The sequence below is a fragment of the Halomonas icarae genome (genome assembly GCF_009901955.1).
Lineage (GTDB): Bacteria > Pseudomonadota > Gammaproteobacteria > Pseudomonadales > Halomonadaceae > Halomonas > Halomonas icarae.
The window spans coordinates 2,535,092-2,557,269 of record NZ_WUTS01000001.1 but is presented as its reverse complement, the minus strand read 5'-3'; the positions used below and the strand labels follow the sequence as shown (position 1 = coordinate 2,557,269).

The following is a 22,178-nucleotide window of genomic DNA, read 5'->3' as shown; positions in this document are numbered from 1 at the left end:
CCCAAGAACAGGGGAACCCCATGAAGAATAGCACTACGGCTTCACCCTTCCTGAAACAGACTCTTATGGCCAGCGCCCTGGCGCTGGGCAGTGGTCTGGCCGGCTCCGCCCTGGCCCAGGATGCCACCGTCAATGTGGTTACCGACCCCAGCTTCGTCCCCTTCGAGATGCTGGATACCGAGACCGGCGAAATGGTCGGCTTCGACATGGATATCATCCATGAAGTGGCCGAGCGCGCCGGCTTCGAGGTCAACCTGACCACCATGGAGTTCAACGGCATCATCCCGGCGATCCAGACCGGTAGCCAGGAGATCGCCATCGCCGGTGTGACCATCACCGAAGAGCGCTCCGAGATCGTCGACTTCTCCGATCCTTACTACGACTCCGGCCTACGCATCATGGTGAGAGCCGATAACGACGAGGTGGAGAGCCTCGAGGATCTCGAAGGCCTGACCGTGGCCACCAAAATCGGCTCCACCAGCTACGACTTCCTCCAGGAGAAGCTGGGCGACAGCGCCGAGATCACACCCTATCCGGGCACCTCCGACATGTACATGGCGCTGCTCGGCCGCAACGTCGATGCCACCTTCTACGATGCACCCAATGTCGGCTACTTCGCCCAGACCCGTGGCGAAGGGCGTACCAAGGTAGTCGGCCCACTTTACGAAGGACAGCAGTACGGCATCGTCTTCCACAAGGGCAGCGAGTGGGTTGAACCGGTCAACGAGGCGCTGGCTGCAATGAAGGAAGATGGCACCTACGACGAGATCTACTCCAAGTGGTTCGGCGAGGCGCCCAGCGACGACTGAGGCGGCTCCCCCTTCCGATATCGTCGCCCAAGGGCGACGCGAGTATCCGCGGGGCCGGGCGGCATGACCTCCCGGCCCCGTGTCGTTTAACACTCCCGGAGAACTTCTCGTGGACGTGACCTTTCAATTCGACTGGGCGGCCGCCTTCAGCTCGATACCCCACCTGTTGCCGGGCGTACCCTGGACGCTGTTGATCTCCTTCGGCGGTCTCGCCATCGGCTTCGTGATCGGCATCATCTTCGGTCTTATGCGCATCAGCCCGATCTTCTGGCTGCGCCTGCCCGCCATCTTCTATATCGAAGTGTTTCGGGGCACCCCGATCCTGGTGCAGGTACTGTTCATCTTCTACGGCCTGCCGCAGATTCTCGGTGAACCGATCAACGCCCTGACCGCCGGCATCGCCGCGATCGCCGTCAACTCCGGCGCCTACATCTCCGAGGTGGTTCGGGGTGGCGTGCAATCCATCGAACGCGGCCAGCGCGAAGCCTCGCTCTCCTTGGGGCTATCACGTACCCAGGCATTCCGCTACGTCATCTGGCCTCAGGCATTGCGGCGCATGATTCCGCCACTGGGCAACCAGGCGATCATCAGCATCAAGGACACCTCGCTGTTCTCCGTGATCGGGGTCGGCGAGCTGGTGCGACAGGGCCAGATCTATATCGCCACCACCTTCACCGCCATGGAGGTCTACCTGATGGTGGCACTGCTCTATCTGGCCATCACCTGGACCCTGTCGATCCTGCTACGCCAGCTCGAGCGTCGCGGCCTGGTCGGCCAATAAGGGAGCCCAACACATGACCCAGAAAGAGAAGACGACCTCTGCCATCGTACGGATGGAGAAGGTCAACAAGCATTTCGGCAACCTGCACGTTCTCAAGGACATCGACCTGGAGGTCATGCCCGGAGAGGTGGTGGTGATCATCGGCGCCAGTGGCTCCGGAAAGTCGACTCTTATTCGCTGCATCAATGGCCTGGAGGAGTTTCAGAGCGGCCATATCGATGTGGACGGCAACGAGCTCACCCCCTACGGCAAGAGTGGCAAGGCGCTGCAGAGGATCCGCACCGAAGTGGGTATGGTGTTCCAGCAGTTCAACCTTTTCCCTCATCTGAGCGTGCGTGACAACGTCACCCTGGCCCCCATGAAGGTGCGCGGCTGGAACCAGGAGGACGCGGTGGAAACCGCCGAACGCCTGCTTCAGCGAGTCGGGATCGCCGATCAGTCCGAGAAGTATCCGACCCAGCTCTCCGGCGGCCAGCAACAGCGTGTTGCCCTGGCCAGGGCGCTGGCCATGGAACCACGGCTGATGCTTTTCGACGAGCCTACCTCCGCACTGGACCCCGAGATGATCGGCGAGGTGCTCGACGCCATGCGTGAGCTGGCCCGGGAAGGCATGACCATGATCATCGTCACTCATGAGATGGGGTTCGCTCGGGAAGTTGCCGATCGAGTCATCTATGTCCATAAGGGCGAGATCGCCGAGGTGGCGCCACCCGAGAAGATCTTCGATAGCCCGCACGATGAACGTACCCGCAGCTTCCTCTCACGGGTACTGAAGCACTGAGATTGCCATGTCCTATTCATGAGACATGTTCATGAACCCTGCCCGTGAGGAAAGGAAAAATGGCCCAGCCGCATCGCGGCTGGGCCATTTTTTTGACTGTGGACAGAATTTCTTCTGATGTCCTGCATTTCGTCTACAGGGCCCACTCCCAAGGGGTTCGTGGATAACTACGGCGGTTGTTCACAGCCACGGGCACAAGCCAGGTACCCGACGGTGGACAAGCGGTGTAGGGTTGCCACTGTGGACAGGTCCTCCTTTCATCCACAGGTTCCGGACCCTGAGTCCGCAGGCTGTCAGCCTCTTCTCCTCTTAGTGGTCAACAACGCAAGTCACTAATCAAAAAGGGGAGGAAATGGTTATCCACAGATATTGTCCACACCAGTAGTTACAACCATTACAGAACTTCTTTATTTATATACTGATATTAATTAATAGGCGGGCGGAGGAAAGACCTCTCTGCCGACGCGGGTGTGGAAAACCCTGACGATTACCCACAGGAGGTTTATACTGGCGGGCTGATTTCATCCCTAGCTCGCAAGACAGGCGCCATAGCGCCAATGAGGTGCACCTTGGATTACCCCGACCGCTTCGACGTCATCGTCATCGGCGGCGGCCATGCGGGAACCGAAGCCGCCCTGGCCGCCGCGCGCATGGGCTCTCGGACCCTGTTGCTGACCCACAACATCGAGACCCTCGGACAGATGTCCTGCAATCCCGCCATCGGGGGCATCGGCAAGAGTCATCTGGTCAAGGAGATCGATGCCCTGGGTGGAGCCATGGCACTGGCCACCGACCTGGGAGGCATCCAGTTCCGCGTGCTGAATGCCCGCAAGGGGCCTGCAGTGCGTGCGACTCGCGCCCAGGCCGACCGGGTGCGCTACAAGGCAGCCATTCGAAGCCTGCTGGAGAATCAGCCGAATCTGACGCTGTTCCAGCAGGCCGCCGGTGATCTGATCGTCGAAAATGACCAGGTACGGGGCGTGGTCACCGAGACCGGTATTCGCTTTCTCGGCGAAACCGTGGTGCTGTGCACCGGTACCTTTCTCGGTGGGGTCATCCATATCGGGCTCGACAGCACTCATGGAGGCCGTGCCGGTGATCCGCCCTCGAACCGCCTGACCGACCGTCTGCGTGCCTTGCCATTCCGGGTCGATCGTCTCAAGACCGGCACACCGCCGCGCCTGGATGCGCGTAGCCTGGACTTCTCCCAGCTGGAGGAGCAACCAGGCGATTCACCCACCCCGGTAATGTCGTTCATGGGCAGTCGTGACCAGCACCCCCGGCAGGTAAGCTGTCACATCGCCCATACCAACGAGCGCAGCCACGAGATCATCCATGCCAACCTCGATCGCTCGCCGATGTACTCCGGGACGATCGAGGGGGTCGGTCCACGTTACTGTCCCTCCATCGAGGACAAGGTCCACCGTTTCGCCGACAAGGCAAGCCATCAGGTCTTTATCGAGCCCGAGGGGCTCGATACCCATGAGCTCTACCCCAATGGCATCTCGACCTCGTTGCCCTTCGATGTGCAGCTACAGGTCGTACGCTCCATGAAGGGACTCGAGAATGCCCATATCACCCGGCCCGGCTACGCCATCGAGTACGACTTCTTCGACCCGCGCGACCTCAGGCATTCGCTGGAGACCCGGTTTATCTCCAACCTATTCTTCGCCGGGCAGATCAATGGCACCACCGGCTACGAGGAGGCCGGTGCTCAGGGCCTGCTGGCGGGTCTCAATGCCGCTCGCCGTGCACAGGGGCTCGACACCTGGTGCCCCGGACGCGATGAGGCCTATCTCGGCGTGCTGGTGGACGACCTGATCACGCTCGGCACCCGGGAGCCCTACCGGATGTTCACCTCCCGCGCCGAGTACCGCTTGCTGCTTCGCGAAGACAACGCCGACCTGCGCCTCACCGAGATGGGCCGCAAGCTCGGACTGGTGGATGACGTACGCTGGGCGGCCTTCAGCGAGAAGCGCGAGGCCATCGAGCGTGAGAGCGCCCGGCTCAAGGCCAGCTGGGTCCAGCCTGACAGTCCCGCGGCGGGTATCATCACCGAGAAGACCGGCAAGGCGCTGACCCGGGAGTACAGCCTGATGGACCTGCTCAAGCGTCCCGAACTCGGCTATGGCGATGTCGCGGGGCTTCCAGGCATCGACGGTCAGACGGTGAGCGACGAGGCGGTGGCCGAGCAGGTGCAGATCCAGGCCAAGTACCAGGGATATATCGACCGCCAGCGCGATGAGATCGCCAAGCTGAAGCGCCACGAGGCAACGCCGTTGCCCGCTGATCTCGACTACACCCGGGTCGATGGGCTGTCGCATGAGATTCGTCAGAAGCTGGAGGAGGCGCGCCCCGAGACGCTTGCCCAGGCCTCGCGGATCTCCGGTATCACACCGGCGGCGATATCGATCCTGCTGATCCACCTCAAGAAGCGACGACTCCTCGATGATCACAAGGCGGCCAACGCATGACGGAGTCACAGGGCATGGTGGAGGCGAGACTCGACGAGGGGCTCAAGCAGCTGGAGATCAGCGTCGATCCGGAGCAGCGTCGCCAGCTGCTCGCTCTGGTCGGGCTGTTGCACAAGTGGAACCGCGCCTATAACCTCACCGCGATACGCTCGGCCGAGGAGATGGTCTCGCGCCACCTTCTGGACAGCGCCGCAGTGCTGCCCTACGTGAGCGGGCGAACGCTGCTGGACGTAGGCGCCGGGCCCGGCTTTCCCGGGCTGGTGCTGGCGATCCTCAAGCCTGAACTCCGGGTGACTCTGCTCGACAGCAACGGCAAGAAGGTTCGCTTCCAGCGTCAGGCGGCGATGGAGCTGGGGCTCACGAATGTAACGCCGGAGCAGGCGCGGATAGAGGCCTTCGAGGAGCGCTATGACCAGGTGATCTCCCGAGCGTTCGCCAGTCTTGGCGATTTCGTCGCGCTGACCCGTGAGCGAGTGGTGGCCGGTGGCCAATGGCTGGCCATGAAGGGGCCCGCCGTGGACGAGGAGCTGGCCGAGCTGCCGGTGGAGATCACCCCGGTGGCCCGCCACCGCCTCGAGGTGCCCTTTGATGTCGGCACTCGCCTGCTGGTGGTGCTAGAGCGCCGGACATAAGCCCCGGCACCCTGACAACCCGCGTTTCCCCGCAACGGAGTTGCCCGTGACCAAGATCATCGCCCTGACCAACCAGAAAGGTGGCGTCGGCAAGACCACCACAGCGGTCAATCTCGCCGCCAGCCTGGCGGCCCTGGATCGCCGTGTGCTGCTGGTCGATCTCGACCCTCAGGGCCATGCGACCATGGGTAGTGGCATCGACAAGCATGACCTGGATGGTAGCGTGCTCGAGGTGCTGCTCGGTGAGCGTGATGCCACCGGGGTGATCCTCGACTGTCCCCAGGCGGGCTATGCCCTGCTGCCGGGCAACGGTGACCTGACCGCCGCAGAGGTCGCCTTGCTGGACCGAGAGGCGGGGCGCGAGCGCTGCCTGGAGAACGCTCTGTCGGCAGTGGCAGACGAGTATGACGTGGTGCTGATCGACTGTCCCCCGTCGCTCAACATGCTGACCGTCAATGGCCTGACCGCGGCCCATGGGGTGCTGATTCCGCTGCAGTGCGAGTTCTACGCCCTGGAGGGGCTCTCCGCGCTGCTCGACACCGTGGAGCAGATCAAGGACAGCGTGAACCCCGGGCTCGAGATCTTCGGCATCCTGCGTACCATGTTCGATGCCCGTAACAGCCTGACCCGCGACATCACCAAGCAGCTGCGCGACTACTTCGGCGAGACCCTGCTCAAGGCCACCATTCCCCGCAATGTGCGGGTCGCCGAGGCGCCCAGTCATGGCCTGCCGGTGACCAAGTATGCGCGCTTCTCGCGGGGGAGCCAGGCCCACCGGGTGCTGGCCAAGGAACTGATTCGGCGCCTGTCGCTGTAACTCCTGTTGTGCAACATCAGTGATGAGGGAAAGTCGATGACGCGTAAACGCGCCCTGGGACGCGGCCTGGATGCCCTGATTGGTGGTAATGCCCGCCGCCGCGAGAGCCTCGATCTGCCCGAGGTGGAACTCGATGACGGTGAGGTGTCGAGCAATCCTGCCACCGAGCCGGAGCCGGCCGAGCGCCTCGAGCGTCTGCCGCTAGGCCAGCTTTCCCGCGGCAAGTATCAGCCACGCCGCGATATTCAGCCCGAGGCGCTGGAGGAGCTGGCCGACTCGATTCGAGCCCAGGGCGTAATGCAGCCCATCGTGGTGCGCCCGGTGGCCAAGGATCGTTACGAGATCATCGCTGGGGAGCGCCGCTGGCGTGCCGCCCAGCTGGCCGAACTCGATGTCATTCCCGCGGTAATACGCGAGGTAAGCGATGAGGTCGCGCTGGCCCTGGCGCTGATCGAGAACATCCAGCGCGAGAACCTCAACCCGGTCGAGGAGGCGCTGGCGCTCAAGCGGCTGCTGGAGGAGTTCGAGCTTACCCAGCAGCAGGTGGCCGACGCGGTGGGCAAGTCCCGCACCCAGGTCACCAACCTGCTGCGGCTGCTGGCCCTCGACCCCGAGGTGCAGACCCTGCTGGAGCGAGGCGATCTTGATATGGGCCATGCACGTGCCCTGCTGGTCCTGCCTGCTGCCAAGCAGCGCAAGGCTGCCCACGAGGTGGTCAATCAGGATCTGACCGTGCGCGCGACCGAGGCGTTGGTGAAGCGGCTTGCCGAGGGGCAGCCCGGCAAGGCCGAGCCGCCCCCCCCCAGCCCCGATGTCACCCGGCTGGAGACACGACTGGGCGAGCTCCTGGGAGCCCCGGTGAAGATCCAGCATGGGCGCGGCGGCAAGGGCCGAGTGACCATCCGCTACTCGAGCCTCGATGAACTGGACGGGATTCTGGAGCACATCCGGTAGTCGAGTAGGCATGATATGCCTCATGTTGTCGACAATTCCTGCGCCTTTGGTCGGAATGTGGCCGGAAAACACGCGAAAAGCCTGCCGCTCCAGTTGAAGCCCCGAAGGGGGTTCCCTATAATCCGCGGTGATTTTGGCCTTGTGCCAGGCTCGACCCAAGGATCCGGCGAGAAAACGATGAGATATCCCGTGACTCGCCGGCACAATCTGGGCTGGCGTCTACTGCGACTCGAAGCCCTGGTGATGTTCGCCCTGGTCGCCGCATTGACCCTGCTGGGAGGCGTCGAGGTGGGGGTGTCGGCCCTCTCGGGGGCGCTGGTCGGCCTGCTGCCCCAGGTGTTCTTCGTCTGGCGAAGCAGTCTGGCGCGAGGCGGGAGACAGGCACATCGGTTCGTGATGAACCTTTACCGTGCGGAAGCGGGCAAGTTCGGTTTGACGGTGGCACTGCTGGCAATGGTCTTCGTGGCAGTGCCCCCCTCAAACCCTATTTCTTTCTTCAGCGCATACGTGGCGACCCATCTCATGCCCTGGCTGGCAGCATGGCTTAGGCGCGAGCGGTCGACCCCTTAACCGAGGTGATCTTCGCATGGCAGCAGGCAGTGATAACACGGCGGCTAACTATATACAGCACCACCTCCAGAACCTGACCTTCGGCAACCACCCCGAAAATGGTTGGTCCCTGGCACACAGTGCCGAGGAGGCCAGCGAGATGGGGTTCTGGGCCATTCACCTGGATACCATGGGCTGGTCCATCGCCATGGGGGTGCTGTTCATCTGGCTGTTCCGCAAGGCCGGCAAGGCCGCGACGACCGGCGTTCCCGGGCCGCTGCAGAACCTGGTGGAAGTGGTCTTCGAGTTTATCGAACTCACCGTGCGCGGCGCCTTCCACGGCCGCAACCCGGTGATCGCGCCCCTGGCACTGACGCTGTTCGTCTGGATCTTCCTGATGAACGCCCTTAAGCTGGTCCCGATCGACTTCGCGCCCGGAGTGTTTGCCCGCCTCGGCATCGATTACATGAAGCTCGTGCCGACCACCGACCCCAATGCCACTCTGGGCATGGCCATCGGTGTCTTCGCCCTGATCATCTTCTACAGCATCAAGGTCAAGGGGGCTGGCGGCTTCGCCAAGGAGCTGTCGCTGACCCCCTTCAATCACTGGTCATTGATTCCCTTCAACCTGGTGATGGAAATCATCGGTCTACTGGTCAAGCCGCTGAGCCTTGGCTTGCGTCTGTTCGGCAACATGTTTGCCGGTGAGGTGATCTTCATCCTGATCGCGTTGCTGCCCTTCTGGGTGTCCTGGACCCTGAGTGTGCCCTGGGCCATCTTCCATATCCTGATCATCACTCTGCAGGCCTTTATCTTTACCGTGCTGACTGTCGTCTATCTGAGCCAGGCACACGAGCACCACTGACGTCGAACCCCTTGCAACACCCTTAACCTTCAACCCTAAACCCTTAACCCTAAACTACTCTCAATCAGGAGCATTACCATGGAACTCGTCTATATCGCTGCCTCCCTCATGATCGGCCTGGGCGCTCTGGGTACTGGCATCGGCTTCGCCATCCTGGGCGGCAAGCTGCTCGAGTCTACCGCTCGTCAGCCGGAGCTGGGCGACCAGCTGCAGACCAAAACCTTCCTGATGGCGGGCCTGCTCGACGCCGTGCCGATGATCGGCGTGGGTATCGCGATGTATCTGATCTTCGTCGTTGCCGGTTAATGCATGACAGCACCGAGCGCTGCGCGCTCGGTTTGCTTGTTTCCGGACAACACGAACCTGTCAGAGGTACCGCCCCGTGAATATCAACATGACGCTGATCGGGCAGACGATCGCCTTCGCGATCTTTGTCTGGTTCTGCATAAAGTACGTGTGGCCACCGATCAGCAATGCGCTTCATGAGCGCCAGAAGAAGATTGCTGACGGCCTGGATGCGGCCAGTCGTGCGTCGCGCGACCTGGAACTCGCCCAGGAGCGCGCCGAGCAGACGCTGCGCGAAAGCAAGGAACAGGCTTCACAGATTCTCGAACAGGCCAACAAGCGCTCTTCCCAGATGGTCGAGGAAGCTCGCGAGCAGGCCCGCGTCGAGGGGGAGCGCATAATCGCCTCCGCTCGTGCCGAGATCGAGCAGGAAGTCAATCGCGCCAAGGATGAGCTGCGTGCCCAGGTGTCCAGCCTGGCGGTCACCGGTGCCGAGCGTGTCCTGGAAGCCTCCATCGACGAAAAGGCCCATCGCAAGCTGCTCGACAAGCTTGCTGCCGAACTGTGAGGAGGTGATCCATGGCGGAACTGTCTACCGTCGCCAGGCCCTATGCCAAGGCGGCGTTCGAGTACGCACGCGATCACCAGACGCTGGATACCTGGTCCGACTGGCTGAGCAAGCTGGCCATGGTGGTGACGAGCCGTGAGGCGCTCAAGCTTCTCGCCAGCCCCAAGCTCGATGCAGAGCGCAAGGTAGCCCTGGTGGTCGAGCTGGCGGAGGTCGACCTCGATGAGGCGGCTGGCCGCTTCCTCAACACTCTGGGTGAGAAGGGACGCCTGCCGGCCCTGGCCGCTATCCGCGAACAGTTCGAGACGCTGCTCGCCGATCACGAGAAGCGCGTCGACGTCACCGTGGTGTCGGCCTACAAGCTCACCAAGGCCCAGCAGGACAAGCTCTCCGGCGCGCTCAAGAAGCGCCTGAATCGCGAAATCTCCATTACCACTCAGGTGGATCCCGAGCTTCTCGGTGGTGTCATCCTGCGTGCCGGCGATACCGTCATCGACGGGTCGGTGCGTGGTCGATTGAGCCGCCTTTCCGAAGCCCTTACCGCCTGAGTCTGAGGGACATGGCATGCAGCAACTGAATCCTTCCGAGATCAGCGACATCATCAAGCAGCGTATCGAAAAGCTGGATGTCGCATCCGAAGCCCGCAACCAGGGCACCATCGTCAGCGTTTCCGACGGCATCGTGAAAGTGCACGGCCTTGAAGACGCGATGTTCGGTGAAATGATCGAATTTCCCGGCAGCATCTACGGCATGGTGCTCAACCTCGAGCGTGACTCCGTGGGCGCCGTGGTGCTGGGCGACTACCTGCAGCTCGAAGAGGGCATGACCGCCCAGTGCACCGGGCGTATCCTCGAGGTGCCGGTAGGCCCCGAGCTGTGCGGGCGCGTGGTCGACGCCCTGGGCAATCCCATCGACGGCAAGGGCGAACTCAACGCCAAGCTGACCGACGCGGTGGAGAAGGTCGCCCCCGGCGTCATCACCCGTCAGTCCGTTGACGAGCCAATCCAGACCGGCTTCAAGTCCATCGACGCCATGGTGCCGATCGGCCGCGGCCAGCGTGAGCTGATCATCGGTGACCGCCAGATCGGCAAGTCGGCGATCGCCATCGATGCCATCATCAACCAGAAAGGCACCGGGGTCACCTGTGTCTATGTGGCCATCGGTCAGAAGCAGTCGACTATCGCCAACGTGGTGCGCAAGCTCGAAGAGCATGGCGCGATGGAGCACACCATCGTGGTCGCCGCCGGCGCCGCCGATCCGGCCCCGATGCAGTTCCTCGCGGCCTACTCCGGCTGCACCATGGGCGAGTACTTCCGCGATCGCGGTGAAGATGCCCTGATCGTCTACGACGACCTCTCCAAGCAGGCCGTGGCCTATCGTCAGGTCTCCCTGCTGCTGCGTCGTCCGCCGGGCCGTGAGGCTTATCCGGGTGACGTCTTCTACCTCCACTCCCGCCTGCTCGAGCGTGCGGCACGCGTGAACGCCGACTACGTCGAGAAGTTCACCAACGGTGAGGTGAAGGGCAAGACCGGCTCACTGACGGCACTGCCGATCATCGAGACCCAGGGTGGCGACGTCTCGGCCTTCGTTCCGACCAACGTGATCTCGATCACCGACGGTCAGATCTTCCTCGAGACCGACCTGTTCAACTCGGGCATTCGTCCGGCCATCAACGCCGGCCTCTCGGTCTCCCGTGTCGGTGGCTCCGCCCAGACCAAGATCATCAAGAAGCTCGGCGGCAGCGTGCGTTTGGCTCTGGCCCAGTACCGTGAGCTGGCGGCCTTCGCCCAGTTCGCTTCCGATCTGGACGAGGCGACCCGCAAGCAGCTGGAGCACGGTCAGCGTGTCACCGAGCTGATGAAGCAGAACCAGTACTCGCCGATGTCCGTGGCCGAGATGGCGCTCTCCCTGTATGCCGCCAACGAGGGTCATCTGGAGGAGGTCGAGGTCAACAAGGTGCTGGACTTCGAACGTGCCCTGCGCGACTTCATGAAGGCCGAATACGCCGAACTGCTCGAGAAGATCAACCAGACCGGCGACTACAACAGCGAGATCCAGGACGGACTGAAAGAGGGTCTCGAGAAGTTCAAGGCCACTCAGAGCTGGTAACCCCGTTGGCCCATCCCGTGCGCGGGGTGGGCCCTGGAGCTTACTGAGTGCCACGAACGGAGTAGATCGCTATGGCAGCTGCAAAAGAGATACGCACCCAGATCGGGAGCATCAAGAACACGCAGAAGATCACCAGCGCCATGGAAATGGTCGCGGCGTCGAAGATGCGCAAGGCTCAGGACCTGATGAAGTCCAGCCAGCCCTATGCGCGTCAGATACGCAACGTGGTCGCGCATGTCGCCGATGCCAACCCCGAATACCGCCACCCCTGGATGGTCGAACGTGAGGTTGAGCGCGTCGGTTACATCGTGGTGTCCACCGACCGCGGCCTGTGTGGCGGCTTGAATATCAACCTGTTCAAGGCCGTGACCAAGGACGCCAAGGCGTGGCATGACCAGGGGGCCGAGCTGGATTTCTGTGCCCTGGGCAGCAAGGCAGGCAGTTTCTTCAGAAGTTATGGGGGCAACCTCGTTGCGGCGAAGAGCGGCCTGGGTGAAGCGCCCGAGGTCGAGGATCTGATCGGCAGTGTCAAGGTGATGCTGGATGCCTATGACGAGGGTCGGCTGGATCGCCTGTGCGTGGTGTACAACGAGTTCGTCAACACCATGACCCAGAAGCCGGTGGTCCGTCAGCTGTTGCCCCTGTCACCCGATATGGGCTCGGATTCGAACGACGAAGAAGACAAGCGTCCCGGTAGCTGGGACTACCTGTATGAGCCGGATGCCAAGGCGCTGCTGGATAGCCTGTTGGTGCGATTCGTCGAGTCGCAGGTCTACCAGGCGGTGGTCGAGAACGGAGCCTGTGAGCAGGCCGCCCGAATGATCGCCATGAAGAGTGCCACCGATAACGCGGGCAATCTGATCGACGACCTGGAGCTGGTGTACAACAAGGCCCGTCAGGCGGCCATTACCCAGGAAATCTCCGAGATCGTCGGTGGTGCCGCGGCCGTATAAGCGCCAGGGAGGCCATGGCCCTCCCGGCATGCAGGTTTCATTTTCAGGTATTTGAGAGGAACCAAGATGAGCGGACGTATCGTACAAATCATCGGCGCGGTGATTGACGTAGAGTTTCCGCGGGACAATGTTCCCAAGGTCTACGACGCGCTGAAGGTCTCGAATGTCGAGACCGTGCTCGAGACCCAGCAGCAGCTGGGTGATGGCGTGGTGCGTACCATCGCCATGGGCTCCACCGAGGGGCTCAAGCGGGGCATGGACGTCACCAACACCGGTGCGGCCATCTCCGTGCCGGTGGGCAAGGAGACGCTGGGTCGCATCATGAACGTGCTCGGCGAGCCCATCGACGAGGCGGGCGAGATCGGCGAGCAGGAGCGCATGCCGATTCACCGCAGTGCACCGGGCTACGCCGATCAGGCGGCTTCCAGCGAGCTGCTCGAGACCGGCATCAAGGTCATCGACCTGGTCTGCCCGTTCGCCAAGGGCGGCAAGGTCGGCCTGTTCGGCGGCGCTGGTGTGGGCAAGACCGTCAACATGATGGAGCTGATCCGCAACATCGCCACCGAGCACAGCGGTTACTCGGTCTTTGCCGGTGTCGGTGAGCGTACCCGTGAGGGTAACGACTTCTATCACGAGATGACCGAATCCAACGTTATCGACAAGGTATCGCTGGTCTACGGTCAGATGAACGAGCCGCCCGGGAACCGCCTGCGCGTGGCCCTGACCGGTCTGACCATCGCCGAGAAGTTCCGCGATGAAGGCCGTGACGTGCTGCTGTTCGTCGACAACATCTACCGCTATACCCTGGCCGGTACCGAGGTTTCCGCTCTGCTGGGCCGGATGCCCTCCGCGGTGGGTTACCAGCCGACCCTGGCCGAGGAGATGGGTGTGCTCCAGGAGCGCATTACCTCCACCAAGACCGGCTCGATCACCTCCGTACAGGCCGTCTACGTGCCCGCGGATGACCTGACCGACCCGTCGCCGGCGACCACCTTCTCGCACCTGGACGCCACCGTGGTACTGGCGCGTTCGATCGCCGAGCTGGGTATCTACCCGGCCATCGACCCGCTGGACTCCACCTCCCGTCAGCTCGACCCGCTGGTGGTGGGCGAGGAGCACTACGGCGTCGCTCGCGGCGTGCAGAACGTGCTGCAGCGCTACAAGGAGCTCAAGGACATCATCGCGATCCTGGGCATGGACGAGCTGTCCGACGAGGACAAGCTGGCCGTGTCTCGCGCGCGTAAGATCCAGCGCTTCCTGTCGCAGCCGTTCTTCGTCGCCGAGGTGTTCACCGGTTCGCCCGGCAAGTACGTGTCCCTCAAGGACACCATCCGCGGCTTCCAGGGCATCCTCGACGGTGAGTACGACGAGCTGCCGGAGCAGGCCTTCTATATGGTCGGCACCATCGACGAGGCCGTCGAGAAAGCCAACCAGATGAAGTAATCCCGTCTACCTGGGAGACGTCGTCATGACGAAAAGCTTCAAGTGCGAGATCGTCAGCGCCGAGGAAGGGATCTTCTCCGGCCAGATCGAGCGGATCATCGCCAACGGTCGCATGGGCGAACTGGGCATCCTGCCCGGTCACGCTCCACTGCTGACCGAGCTCAAGCCGGGACCGGTGCGCGTGCTTCATGATGGCGGTCAGGAAGAGAATTACTATGTATCGGGAGGCTTCCTGGAAGTCCAGCCGGACGTGGTGACCATCCTGGCCGATTCGGCCACCCGTGCCCATGACCTCGATGAAGCAGCGGCGGAAGAGGCTCGACAGCAGGCGCTGAAGAACCTCAACGACAAGTCCGCCGAGCTGGATTATACCCGCGCATCGGCAGAACTGGCCGAAGCCGTGGCCCAGCTGCGCACGATCCAGCAGCTACGCAAGAAGGCCGGCAAGGGCTGATCTTGGCCCCAGCGTGAGTCTTGCGCCCCCGGCTCGACATTAGCGTCGAGTCGGGGGCGTTCTTGTCTCTATCACCCCGGTGTCCGGACTCTGGGCGCCGAGGAGTAAGCCATGTCTCTCACTGACAACCTCAACACTCAACGGATCACGCTCTGTCAGGCGCTTGCCGAGGAGGAGGGGGCGCGCATCGATGCGCTGCTGTCCGAGCTACGCTCGGCGGATATCGCCGAAATTTTCGGGGCCATCCTGGCGGATGATGAGGGTTCCTCACGTACCCTTGCCTTGATGGAACATCTGCCTCTGGAGCGGCGCGCCAGCGTGCTCGGACATCTGCCCGATAACACTCAGCGGACCCTCGCCGAAGCGCTAGGCGATGAGGATCTGCTGATGATCCTCGAGGAGATGGGCTCCGACGAGCGTGCCGATCTCTTCAACCTGCTCGATGAGGATTATCGCCAAAGGCTGTTGCGTCGGATGGCACGCCGCGAGCGCCAGGAGCTCAAGCGTCTGGCCAGCTATGAGGAGGGCACCGCCGGGGCGATCATGACCACCGACTACGTGGCCATTCCCAGCGGCATGACGGTCTCCCAGGCGATGATGCGGGTCCGCCAGACCGCGCCCGATGCCGAGACGGTCTATCAGCTCTATATCGTCGATAGCCATGGGCGACTGGCCGGCACCCTGTCGTTGCGTCAGCTGATGGTGGCGCCACCTGGAGGCCAGATCGACTCGCTGATGATCCGCGACGTTATCCATGCGCCGGTCGACGAGGTCCAGGAGGAGGTGGCGCGTATCGTTGCCCGCTACGATCTGCTGGCGCTGCCGGTGGTGGATGGCGATGCGCGACTGGTAGGTATCGTCACCCATGACGATGCCCTGGACGTGGTCGAGTCCGAGGCTACCGAGGATATCCACAAGGGGATGTCGATCGGCACCCTGGAGGATGGCGTCAGCCGGGTACCGTTATGGAGCCTGTATCGCAAGCGCGTTACCTGGCTGGTGTTGCTGGTATTCGCCAACCTCTTCTCTGGAGCGGGGATCGCCTACTTCGAGGAGACCATCGCCGCTCAGGTGGCGCTGGTGTTCTTCCTGCCGCTGTTGATCGGTAGTGGTGGCAACGCCGGCGCCCAGGCTGCCACCCTGATGGTGCGCGGCATGGCTACCGGTGAGGTGGGCATCAAGGACTGGGGCAAGCTGATGGGGCGTGAGATGCTGGTGGCGGGCTCGCTAGGGCTGACCATGGCCCTGGCAGTGGCACCCATTGGGGTCATGCGTGGCGGTGAGGCACTGGCTCTGGTGGTGGCCATGAGCATGGTTACCATCGTGCTGTTTGGCAGCGTGCTGGGCATGTGCCTGCCCTTCCTGCTCGACCATCTGGGTTGGGATCCGGCCACCGCCTCGGCACCTCTGGTGACCACGCTGATCGATGCCTCCGGTGTGCTGATCTACTTCGGTATCGCCACGACGATCCTCGGCACATGAGCCCTGACCCGATGGCAAGCGGGGCGGACAGTTCGGCCATGCGAGTGTATCCTTTGCACGGCATGGCGCCCTTGGGCGCGGGCTACATCTAACAGGAAATTACCATGGATTGGCTTCAGGTCGTCGTACTCGCGATCGTACAGGGACTCACCGAATTTCTGCCGGTCTCCAGCTCCGCTCACTTGATCCTGGTACCCGTCCTCACTGACTGGGGTGATCAGGGGCTGGCCTTCGATGTGGCGCTGCATATCGGCAGCCTGGCGGCGGTGGTGTTCTACTTTCGTCAGGAACTCGTGAAGATGACGTTGAGCTGGTCGGGTTCGCTGGTGGGGCGCGGCATGGATGCCGATGCCCGCCTGGCCTGGTGGGTGGTGCTGGCGACGATACCCGTGGGGCTGGCAGGGCTGATCTTCCATGATGATATCGCGGAGCGGATGCGCTCGCCGCTGATCATCGCCTTCGGCCTGATTGCCTTCGGCCTGCTGTTGGCCTATGCGGATCTGCGCCATCGTGGCCGTCGCGACGAGTATCAGCTGACCCTGCGCGATGCTCTGCTGATCGGTCTGGCCCAGGCGCTGGCGTTGATTCCCGGTACCTCGCGTTCGGGCATCACCATCACCGCAGCACTGTTGCTGGGCATGAATCGTGAGGCCGCGGCGCGCTTCTCGTTCCTGATGTCGATCCCGGTGATCGTGATGGCCGGCGGGATGGAAGTCTTGGCACTTGTCCGCGATGCCGCGGAGGTGGAGTGGGTTACCCTGGTGGTGGGGGGGCTGCTCTCGGCTATCAGCGCCTATCTCTGCATCCACTACTTCCTGGCCTTTATCAAGCGTGTCGGCATGCAGCCCTTCGTGATCTACCGGCTGCTGCTCGGAGCCTGGCTGTTATGGCTATTCTGGTAACACCCCCTGTGAGGAGTCCAGCATGCTTCGACATCTGCTGTTGATGCCCATGTTATTGCTGCTGCTTGCGCTGGCGAGCTGTTCCGAGCGCGACCGGCCGCTCGATTCGCCGGTACGCCTCGAGGGCGCCATCTTCGGCAGCTTCTACCAGGTGACCATCGTCGACCCCCTGACCCGCGGTGAGGCCAGCGCCCTGGAAGAGGGGATTCTCGCCGAACTCGAGGCGGTGGATGCCAGCATGTCGCTCTACCGCGATGACTCCGAACTGATGGCCTTCAACCAGGCACCGACCGGGAAGTGGCAGCCGCTCTCCGATGCGCTTTACGAGGTGCTGGCCATCGGCCGGACCGTGGCCGAGGAGAGTGGTGGCGCCTTCGACATGACCATCGGCGGGCTGGTCAACCTGTGGAGCTTCGGTGCCGAGGCTCGCCCCAAGGAGATCCCCGCCGACGCCGAGCTGGCCAGGCGCCTGGCACAGATCGGCACCGACGCGCTGGAGCTTGACGCCCAGCAGCGTGAGGCAAGGCGCACGCGCGAGGTGACCGTCGATCTGGGTGGGATCGCCAAGGGCCACGCCACCGATCGCGTAGCCGCCTTTCTCGACGCCGAGGGGGTCGAGCACTATCTGGTGAACCTCGGTGGTGACCTGCTTGCCAACGGCTACCGAGACGGCGAGAAGGAGCCCTGGCGCATCGGTATCGAGGCGCCTCTGGAAGATCGCCAGGAGGCGCAATATATGCTGCCGTTGCACGATGTCTCGGTGGCGACTTCCGGCGACTACCGCAACTACTTCGAGGAAGAGGGGCGGCGCTATTCCCACACCCTGGATCCACGCAGCGGACGCCCGATCACCCATCGCCTGGCGTCGGTGAGCGTCTTTCACCCGTCCAACGCCTGGGCGGATGCCTGGGCCACTGCGCTGATGGTACTGGGCGAAGAAGCGGGTATGGCTCTGGCCCGTGAGCACCAGCTGAGTGCGCTGATGATATTACGCGAGGAGGAGGGCTGGACGAGCCGGATCACCCCCGCCTTCGTCGAGCAGTTCGGCAAAGCGCGGATCGATGAGCTTGGTCTCGAGGTCGCGGACAGCGACGCCTCCCGGCAACATGAACAACAGGATCAGGAGTGAAGGATGACGCTTGATGTCGTGATACTGGCCGCCGGGCAGGGTACCCGGATGCGCTCGACCCTGCCCAAGGTGCTGCATCGTCTGGCCGGCAAGGCCATGGTCCGCCACGTGATCGATACCGCCGCGGGACTCAACGCCGAGCGCACCCATGTGGTGGTGGGCCATGGCGCCGAGAAGGTGCGTGAGGCCCTGGCCGACTGTCGTGTGCACTTCGCCCTGCAGGCCGAACAGAAGGGCACCGGCCATGCCGTTGCCCAGGCGCTGGATGGGCTCGGCAATGGCAAGGTACTGGTGCTCTATGGTGATGTTCCCCTCATCCACCGCACGACCCTCGAACGACTGCTGGAGGGTGTCGACGACGATCACCTGGGTCTGCTCACCGTGACCCTCGATGATCCCAGCGGCTATGGACGCATCCTGCGCAATGCCGAGGGGCTGGCGGTGGCCATTGTCGAACACAAGGACGCCAGCGAAAGCGAGCGTGCGGTGCGAGAGTGCAATACCGGCATCATGGCGATGACCGCCAGCCAGCTGCGCCGCTGGCTGCCGCGACTCTCCGCCGACAATGCCCAGGGCGAGTACTACCTCACCGACATCATCGCCATGGCCGCCGCCGAGGGCGTCAGGGTGGTCACCGCTCAGCCGGGCGACCCGGTCGAGGTGGAGGGCGTCAACAATCGCCTGCAGATGGCGCGTCTCGAGCGGGCCCATCAGCAGGCCATCGCCGAAAGACTGATGACCGAGGGTGTGGCGCTCGCCGACCCGTCGCGTCTCGACGTGCGTGGCACCCTGCGCTGTGGTCATGACGTGGAAATCGACGTCGGCTGTGTCTTCGAGGGCGAGGTGGAACTGGGCGAGGGCGTTCGCATCGGGCCCCACTGCGTGATTCGCGACAGCCATATCGGTGCCGAGAGCGTGATCGAGCCTCATAGCGTCATCGAAGGGACGGTGATTGCCGGACACGCCACCATCGGCCCCTTCGCGCGCCTGCGGCCCGGCTCGCGCCTGGCGGTAGGGGCCAAGATCGGAAACTTCGTCGAGACCAAAAACGTCGAGGTGGGTGAGGGCAGCAAGATCAACCATCTGAGCTATGTGGGCGATGCCCGATTGGGGCGCGGTGTCAACGTCGGTGCGGGCACCATCACCTGCAACTATGATGGTGCCAACAAGCACCATACCGAGATCGATGACGAGGCCTTCATCGGCTCCAACAGTGCCCTGGTAGCGCCGGTAAGCATCGGGCGGGGTGCCACCGTGGGGGCCGGCTCCACCGTGGCCAAGGATGTGCCCGATAACTCCCTGGCGGTGACGCGTGCCCGCCAGATAACCAAGGCGGACTGGCCCCGGCCCCGCAAGCAGGATGACTAAGGAGAGAGAGCGATGTGTGGAATCGTCGGAGCCGTTGCCGAGCGTAACGTGGAAGGGATTCTTCTGGAGGGCCTCAAGCGCCTGGAATATCGTGGCTATGACTCTGCGGGCATGGCGGTGCTTGACCCCGACGGCAGACTGCAGCGGTGCCGGGCGATGGGCAAGGTGGCGGCCCTGGAGGAGCGTCTGCACGCTGAGCCGTTGGCCGGTCGCAGCGGGATCGCCCATACTCGCTGGGCGACCCATGGTCGACCCAGCGAGGTGAATGCCCACCCCCACCAGTCCGGCGAGCGCCTGGCGGTGGTGCACAATGGCATCATCGAGAACCACGAAGCCTTGCGTCGTGAGCTCGAGGCCGAGGGCTACCACTTCACTTCCGAGACCGACACCGAGGTGGTGGCGCATCTGCTGGAGTGCGAGAGCCGCCAGGCGGGTGATCTCCTCACCGCGGTACGCGGCATTCTCGCTCGACTGGATGGGGCCTATGCGCTGGGAGTGATCCACGCCGATGAACCCGGCGTGATCATCGGGGCCCGCAAGGGCAGCCCACTGGTGGTTGGAGTGGGCATCGGCGAGGCCTTCCTCGGCTCCGATCCGCTGGCCCTGCTGCAGGTTACCGACCGTTTCATCTACCTGGAGGAGGGGGATGTGGTTCGCCTCTCCGCCGGTGGCCGCATCGAGATCTTCGATGCCGACGGCGCGGCGGTGGAGCGTGAGGTAACAACCTTCGAGCATGGCGATGGCGCGGCCAGCAAGGGCGAGTACCGTCACTTCATGCTCAAGGAGATCCATGAGCAGACGGCGGTGATCGGCGCGACCCTGGAGGGGCGTCTCGGCGAACGTTCGGCGCTGGTGGAGAGTTTTGGTCCCGAGGCCGAGGCGCTCTTCGGGCAGGTCAGGCAGATCCATATCGTTGCCTGTGGCACCAGCTATCATGCGGGCATGGTGGCGCGCTACTGGCTGGAGCGCTATGCCGGCGTTCCGGTGCAGGTGGAGGTCGCCTCGGAGTATCGCTATCGCCGGGTCGTGGTTCCCGAAGGGACCCTGTTTGTGACTCTGTCCCAGTCCGGGGAGACCGCCGATACCCTGGCGGCGCTGCGCTTCGCCAAGGCGGGCGATTATCTGGCCAGCCTGGCGATCTGCAACGTGCCGGGCAGCTCCCTGGTGCGCGAGTCGGATCTTTCCCTGATGACCCATGCCGGGCCCGAGATCGGCGTGGCTTCCACCAAGGCCTTCACGACGCAGCTTACCGCCCTGCTGTTGCTGACGCTGGCGCTGGGGCGCGTCAAGGGCCTCGACGAGGCCGTGCAGGCCGAGGTGGTCGCGGCGCTGCGCGGCTTGCCGCGGCTGGTGGAGCGTGTGCTGGCGCTGGACCCGGCCATCGAGGCGCTCTCCATGGCTTTCGCCGAGAAGCAGCATGCTCTCTTCCTGGGGCGTGGGGCTCACTTCCCGATCGCCCTGGAGGGCGCGCTCAAGCTCAAGGAAATCTCCTATATCCACGCCGAGGCCTACCCGGCGGGCGAGCTCAAGCATGGACCGCTGGCACTGGTCGACAGCGAGATGCCGGTGATCTCCGTGGCGCCCAACGATGAGCTGCTCGACAAGCTCAAGTCCAACCTGCAGGAGGTGCGCGCGCGCGGCGGTGAGCTGTTCGTGTTTGCCGACGAGGGGGTGGGACTCGAGGCCTCCGAGGGTATTCGAGTGCTGCGCCTGCCCCGGGTGCATGAAGCGCTGGCGCCGATCGTCTATACCTTGCCGCTGCAGCTGCTCAGCTACCATGTGGCGGTGCTCAAGGGCACCGATGTGGATCAGCCGCGTAACCTGGCCAAGAGCGTGACGGTGGAGTGACGGCCCCACGTGCCGAACCGCCGCTCCATATAGGGCTGCCCATGTGGGCCAATCCCGACTGGCGCGGCGGACTCTATCCTCCTCATGGCGGCGGCCTCGAGGAGTATGCCCGGGCCTTCACCTGCGTGGAGGGCAACACTACCTTCTACAGCGGCGCGCCACGCCCCGAGACGGTGGCGGCCTGGGCCCGTCAGGCACCCCCGGGCTTTCGTTTCTGCTTCAAGCTGCCTGCTGCCCTGACCCATGAGCGTCGTCTGGTGGATATCGAGGCCGAACTCGATGTCTTCCTCACGGCTCTCGAACCGCTGCACGATCGTCTGGGCCCGCTGATGATCCAACTTCCCCGGGATTTCGGTGGCGATGAACTGCCTCGTCTCGAGGCGCTTCTCGCACGCTGGCCGAGTGACATTCCCTGTGCGGTAGAGGTGCGTCACACTGATTTTTTCCACAAGGGGAGTGTCGAGCGACATTTCAATAGGATGTTGATAACTCAAGGTGTGGATCGGGTGATGCTCGATGTGCGCCCCCTCTTCGCCACCCCCGCCGGTGAGCATCCCGGCGTGCAGCAGGCGCAGCGCGAGAAGCCGAAACGTCCATTACACGTGCTTTCCACGGGAAGCCGCCCCCTGGTGCGCTATATCGGCCACCATGACGCGGCCATCAATGAACATTACTTTGCAGCCTGGATAGAGCGCCTTTCCCTGTGGATAAAACAGGGGAAAACCCCTTATCTGATGGTGCATACACCGGATAACCGGCAGGCGCCCCAGCTGGCGCGACGCCTCCACGATCGCCTGGCAGAGCGATTGGCCCTGCCCCCCTTGCCGGCCTTCCCCGGCGAGGCCCAGGCTAGCCTGTTCGGGACTTGATGCTTGCTCCCACCTGCGCCTAAAGAGCGAGTGCCAAACCACAGAAGACGCTGGCCATCGAGTGTTTGATCGGATAGTTTTATGGGCCGGAGCGCTCATACCCCGG

At 63.2% G+C, this 22,178-nt stretch carries 22 protein-coding genes; all 22 read left to right on the top strand.

What is annotated here, in order from left to right; genetic code table 11:
- Window positions 1-20 precede the first annotated feature (20 nt).
- Window positions 21-809 (top strand): transporter substrate-binding domain-containing protein, encoded by a 789-nt coding sequence (locus tag GRB80_RS11600; protein ID WP_132043382.1) that lies wholly within the window; start codon window positions 21-23, stop codon window positions 807-809.
- Window positions 810-918: 109 nt separating this feature from the next.
- Window positions 919-1,590: an amino acid ABC transporter permease gene (locus GRB80_RS11595; RefSeq protein WP_132043380.1), complete on the top strand. Its 672-nt coding sequence runs from the start codon at window positions 919-921 to the stop codon at window positions 1,588-1,590.
- A gap of 13 nt (window positions 1,591-1,603) precedes the next feature.
- On the top strand, window positions 1,604-2,371 hold the full coding sequence (locus GRB80_RS11590) for an amino acid ABC transporter ATP-binding protein (protein ID WP_161423683.1): 768 nt from the start codon (window positions 1,604-1,606) through the stop codon (window positions 2,369-2,371).
- A 569-nt stretch (window positions 2,372-2,940) separates the two neighbouring features.
- Window positions 2,941-4,845, top strand: a complete 1,905-nt coding sequence (gene mnmG, locus GRB80_RS11585) for a tRNA uridine-5-carboxymethylaminomethyl(34) synthesis enzyme MnmG (RefSeq protein ID WP_161423682.1) — start codon at window positions 2,941-2,943, stop codon at window positions 4,843-4,845.
- Window positions 4,842-5,477 carry a 16S rRNA (guanine(527)-N(7))-methyltransferase RsmG gene (gene rsmG / locus GRB80_RS11580; protein ID WP_132043374.1) on the top strand — a complete coding sequence of 212 codons (636 nt, stop codon included), beginning with the start codon at window positions 4,842-4,844 and terminating at the stop codon, window positions 5,475-5,477. The genes mnmG and rsmG overlap by 4 nt, the downstream gene beginning before the upstream one ends.
- A gap of 46 nt (window positions 5,478-5,523) precedes the next feature.
- On the top strand, window positions 5,524-6,294 hold the full coding sequence (locus GRB80_RS11575) for a ParA family protein (RefSeq protein ID WP_132043372.1): 771 nt from the start codon (window positions 5,524-5,526) through the stop codon (window positions 6,292-6,294).
- A gap of 36 nt (window positions 6,295-6,330) precedes the next feature.
- Window positions 6,331-7,248 (top strand): ParB/RepB/Spo0J family partition protein, encoded by a 918-nt coding sequence (locus tag GRB80_RS11570; protein ID WP_161423681.1) that lies wholly within the window; start codon window positions 6,331-6,333, stop codon window positions 7,246-7,248.
- A 189-nt stretch (window positions 7,249-7,437) separates the two neighbouring features.
- Complete coding sequence (locus tag GRB80_RS11565; RefSeq protein ID WP_309663578.1) at window positions 7,438-7,818, top strand: ATP synthase subunit I; 381 nt, start codon at window positions 7,438-7,440, stop codon at window positions 7,816-7,818.
- Window positions 7,819-7,834: 16 nt separating this feature from the next.
- Window positions 7,835-8,662 carry a F0F1 ATP synthase subunit A gene (gene atpB, locus GRB80_RS11560; RefSeq protein ID WP_161423680.1) on the top strand — a complete coding sequence of 276 codons (828 nt, stop codon included), beginning with the start codon at window positions 7,835-7,837 and terminating at the stop codon, window positions 8,660-8,662.
- 78 nt (window positions 8,663-8,740) lie between these two features.
- On the top strand, window positions 8,741-8,968 hold the full coding sequence (gene atpE / locus GRB80_RS11555) for a F0F1 ATP synthase subunit C (protein ID WP_023006402.1): 228 nt from the start codon (window positions 8,741-8,743) through the stop codon (window positions 8,966-8,968).
- Between the two features lie 76 nt (window positions 8,969-9,044).
- Entirely contained in the window at window positions 9,045-9,515 is a 471-nt protein-coding gene (locus tag GRB80_RS11550) for a F0F1 ATP synthase subunit B (RefSeq protein ID WP_132043364.1), read from the top strand.
- 11 nt (window positions 9,516-9,526) lie between these two features.
- Complete coding sequence (locus tag GRB80_RS11545; protein ID WP_132043362.1) at window positions 9,527-10,063, top strand: F0F1 ATP synthase subunit delta; 537 nt, start codon at window positions 9,527-9,529, stop codon at window positions 10,061-10,063.
- A gap of 16 nt (window positions 10,064-10,079) precedes the next feature.
- Window positions 10,080-11,624, top strand: coding sequence for a F0F1 ATP synthase subunit alpha (gene atpA, locus GRB80_RS11540; protein WP_161423679.1), 1,545 nt, complete (start codon window positions 10,080-10,082; stop codon window positions 11,622-11,624).
- Between the two features lie 71 nt (window positions 11,625-11,695).
- Window positions 11,696-12,577, top strand: a complete 882-nt coding sequence (gene atpG, locus GRB80_RS11535; RefSeq protein ID WP_132043358.1) for a F0F1 ATP synthase subunit gamma — start codon at window positions 11,696-11,698, stop codon at window positions 12,575-12,577.
- A 66-nt stretch (window positions 12,578-12,643) separates the two neighbouring features.
- Entirely contained in the window at window positions 12,644-14,020 is a 1,377-nt protein-coding gene (atpD, locus tag GRB80_RS11530) for a F0F1 ATP synthase subunit beta (protein WP_161423678.1), read from the top strand.
- A 25-nt stretch (window positions 14,021-14,045) separates the two neighbouring features.
- Window positions 14,046-14,474 (top strand): F0F1 ATP synthase subunit epsilon, encoded by a 429-nt coding sequence (locus GRB80_RS11525; RefSeq protein WP_132043354.1) that lies wholly within the window; start codon window positions 14,046-14,048, stop codon window positions 14,472-14,474.
- Between the two features lie 111 nt (window positions 14,475-14,585).
- Entirely contained in the window at window positions 14,586-15,956 is a 1,371-nt protein-coding gene (gene mgtE, locus GRB80_RS11520; protein ID WP_161423677.1) for a magnesium transporter, read from the top strand.
- 104 nt (window positions 15,957-16,060) lie between these two features.
- Window positions 16,061-16,858 (top strand): undecaprenyl-diphosphate phosphatase, encoded by a 798-nt coding sequence (locus GRB80_RS11515; RefSeq protein ID WP_161423676.1) that lies wholly within the window; start codon window positions 16,061-16,063, stop codon window positions 16,856-16,858.
- A 22-nt stretch (window positions 16,859-16,880) separates the two neighbouring features.
- Window positions 16,881-17,987, top strand: coding sequence for an FAD:protein FMN transferase (locus tag GRB80_RS11510; protein WP_161423675.1), 1,107 nt, complete (start codon window positions 16,881-16,883; stop codon window positions 17,985-17,987).
- 3 nt (window positions 17,988-17,990) lie between these two features.
- Complete coding sequence (glmU, locus tag GRB80_RS11505) at window positions 17,991-19,355, top strand: bifunctional UDP-N-acetylglucosamine diphosphorylase/glucosamine-1-phosphate N-acetyltransferase GlmU (protein WP_161423674.1); 1,365 nt, start codon at window positions 17,991-17,993, stop codon at window positions 19,353-19,355.
- 12 nt (window positions 19,356-19,367) lie between these two features.
- Entirely contained in the window at window positions 19,368-21,203 is a 1,836-nt protein-coding gene (gene glmS, locus GRB80_RS11500) for a glutamine--fructose-6-phosphate transaminase (isomerizing) (protein ID WP_161423673.1), read from the top strand.
- Window positions 21,204-21,244: 41 nt separating this feature from the next.
- On the top strand, window positions 21,245-22,072 hold the full coding sequence (locus GRB80_RS11495; RefSeq protein ID WP_161423672.1) for a DUF72 domain-containing protein: 828 nt from the start codon (window positions 21,245-21,247) through the stop codon (window positions 22,070-22,072).
- The last annotated feature ends 106 nt before the right edge of the window (window positions 22,073-22,178 follow it).

What these genes read in the sequence shown, in the direction of transcription:
- atpE (WP_023006402.1), top strand. Translation starts at nt 8,741, where the DNA reads ATGGAACTCGTCTATATCGCTGCCTCCCTCATGATCGGCCTGGGCGCT.
- GRB80_RS11515 (WP_161423676.1), top strand. Translation starts at nt 16,061, where the DNA reads ATGGATTGGCTTCAGGTCGTCGTACTCGCGATCGTACAGGGACTCACC.
- mgtE (WP_161423677.1), top strand. Translation starts at nt 14,586, where the DNA reads ATGTCTCTCACTGACAACCTCAACACTCAACGGATCACGCTCTGTCAG.
- GRB80_RS11525 (WP_132043354.1), top strand. Translation starts at nt 14,046, where the DNA reads ATGACGAAAAGCTTCAAGTGCGAGATCGTCAGCGCCGAGGAAGGGATC.
- GRB80_RS11510 (WP_161423675.1), top strand. Translation starts at nt 16,881, where the DNA reads ATGCTTCGACATCTGCTGTTGATGCCCATGTTATTGCTGCTGCTTGCG.
- GRB80_RS11590 (WP_161423683.1), top strand. Translation starts at nt 1,604, where the DNA reads ATGACCCAGAAAGAGAAGACGACCTCTGCCATCGTACGGATGGAGAAG.
- GRB80_RS11570 (WP_161423681.1), top strand. Translation starts at nt 6,331, where the DNA reads ATGACGCGTAAACGCGCCCTGGGACGCGGCCTGGATGCCCTGATTGGT.
- glmU (WP_161423674.1), top strand. Translation starts at nt 17,991, where the DNA reads ATGACGCTTGATGTCGTGATACTGGCCGCCGGGCAGGGTACCCGGATG.
- glmS (WP_161423673.1), top strand. Translation starts at nt 19,368, where the DNA reads ATGTGTGGAATCGTCGGAGCCGTTGCCGAGCGTAACGTGGAAGGGATT.
- atpD (WP_161423678.1), top strand. Translation starts at nt 12,644, where the DNA reads ATGAGCGGACGTATCGTACAAATCATCGGCGCGGTGATTGACGTAGAG.
- GRB80_RS11545 (WP_132043362.1), top strand. Translation starts at nt 9,527, where the DNA reads ATGGCGGAACTGTCTACCGTCGCCAGGCCCTATGCCAAGGCGGCGTTC.
- GRB80_RS11495 (WP_161423672.1), top strand. Translation starts at nt 21,245, where the DNA reads ATGTGGGCCAATCCCGACTGGCGCGGCGGACTCTATCCTCCTCATGGC.
- GRB80_RS11600 (WP_132043382.1), top strand. Translation starts at nt 21, where the DNA reads ATGAAGAATAGCACTACGGCTTCACCCTTCCTGAAACAGACTCTTATG.
- atpG (WP_132043358.1), top strand. Translation starts at nt 11,696, where the DNA reads ATGGCAGCTGCAAAAGAGATACGCACCCAGATCGGGAGCATCAAGAAC.
- rsmG (WP_132043374.1), top strand. Translation starts at nt 4,842, where the DNA reads ATGACGGAGTCACAGGGCATGGTGGAGGCGAGACTCGACGAGGGGCTC.
- atpB (WP_161423680.1), top strand. Translation starts at nt 7,835, where the DNA reads ATGGCAGCAGGCAGTGATAACACGGCGGCTAACTATATACAGCACCAC.
- atpA (WP_161423679.1), top strand. Translation starts at nt 10,080, where the DNA reads ATGCAGCAACTGAATCCTTCCGAGATCAGCGACATCATCAAGCAGCGT.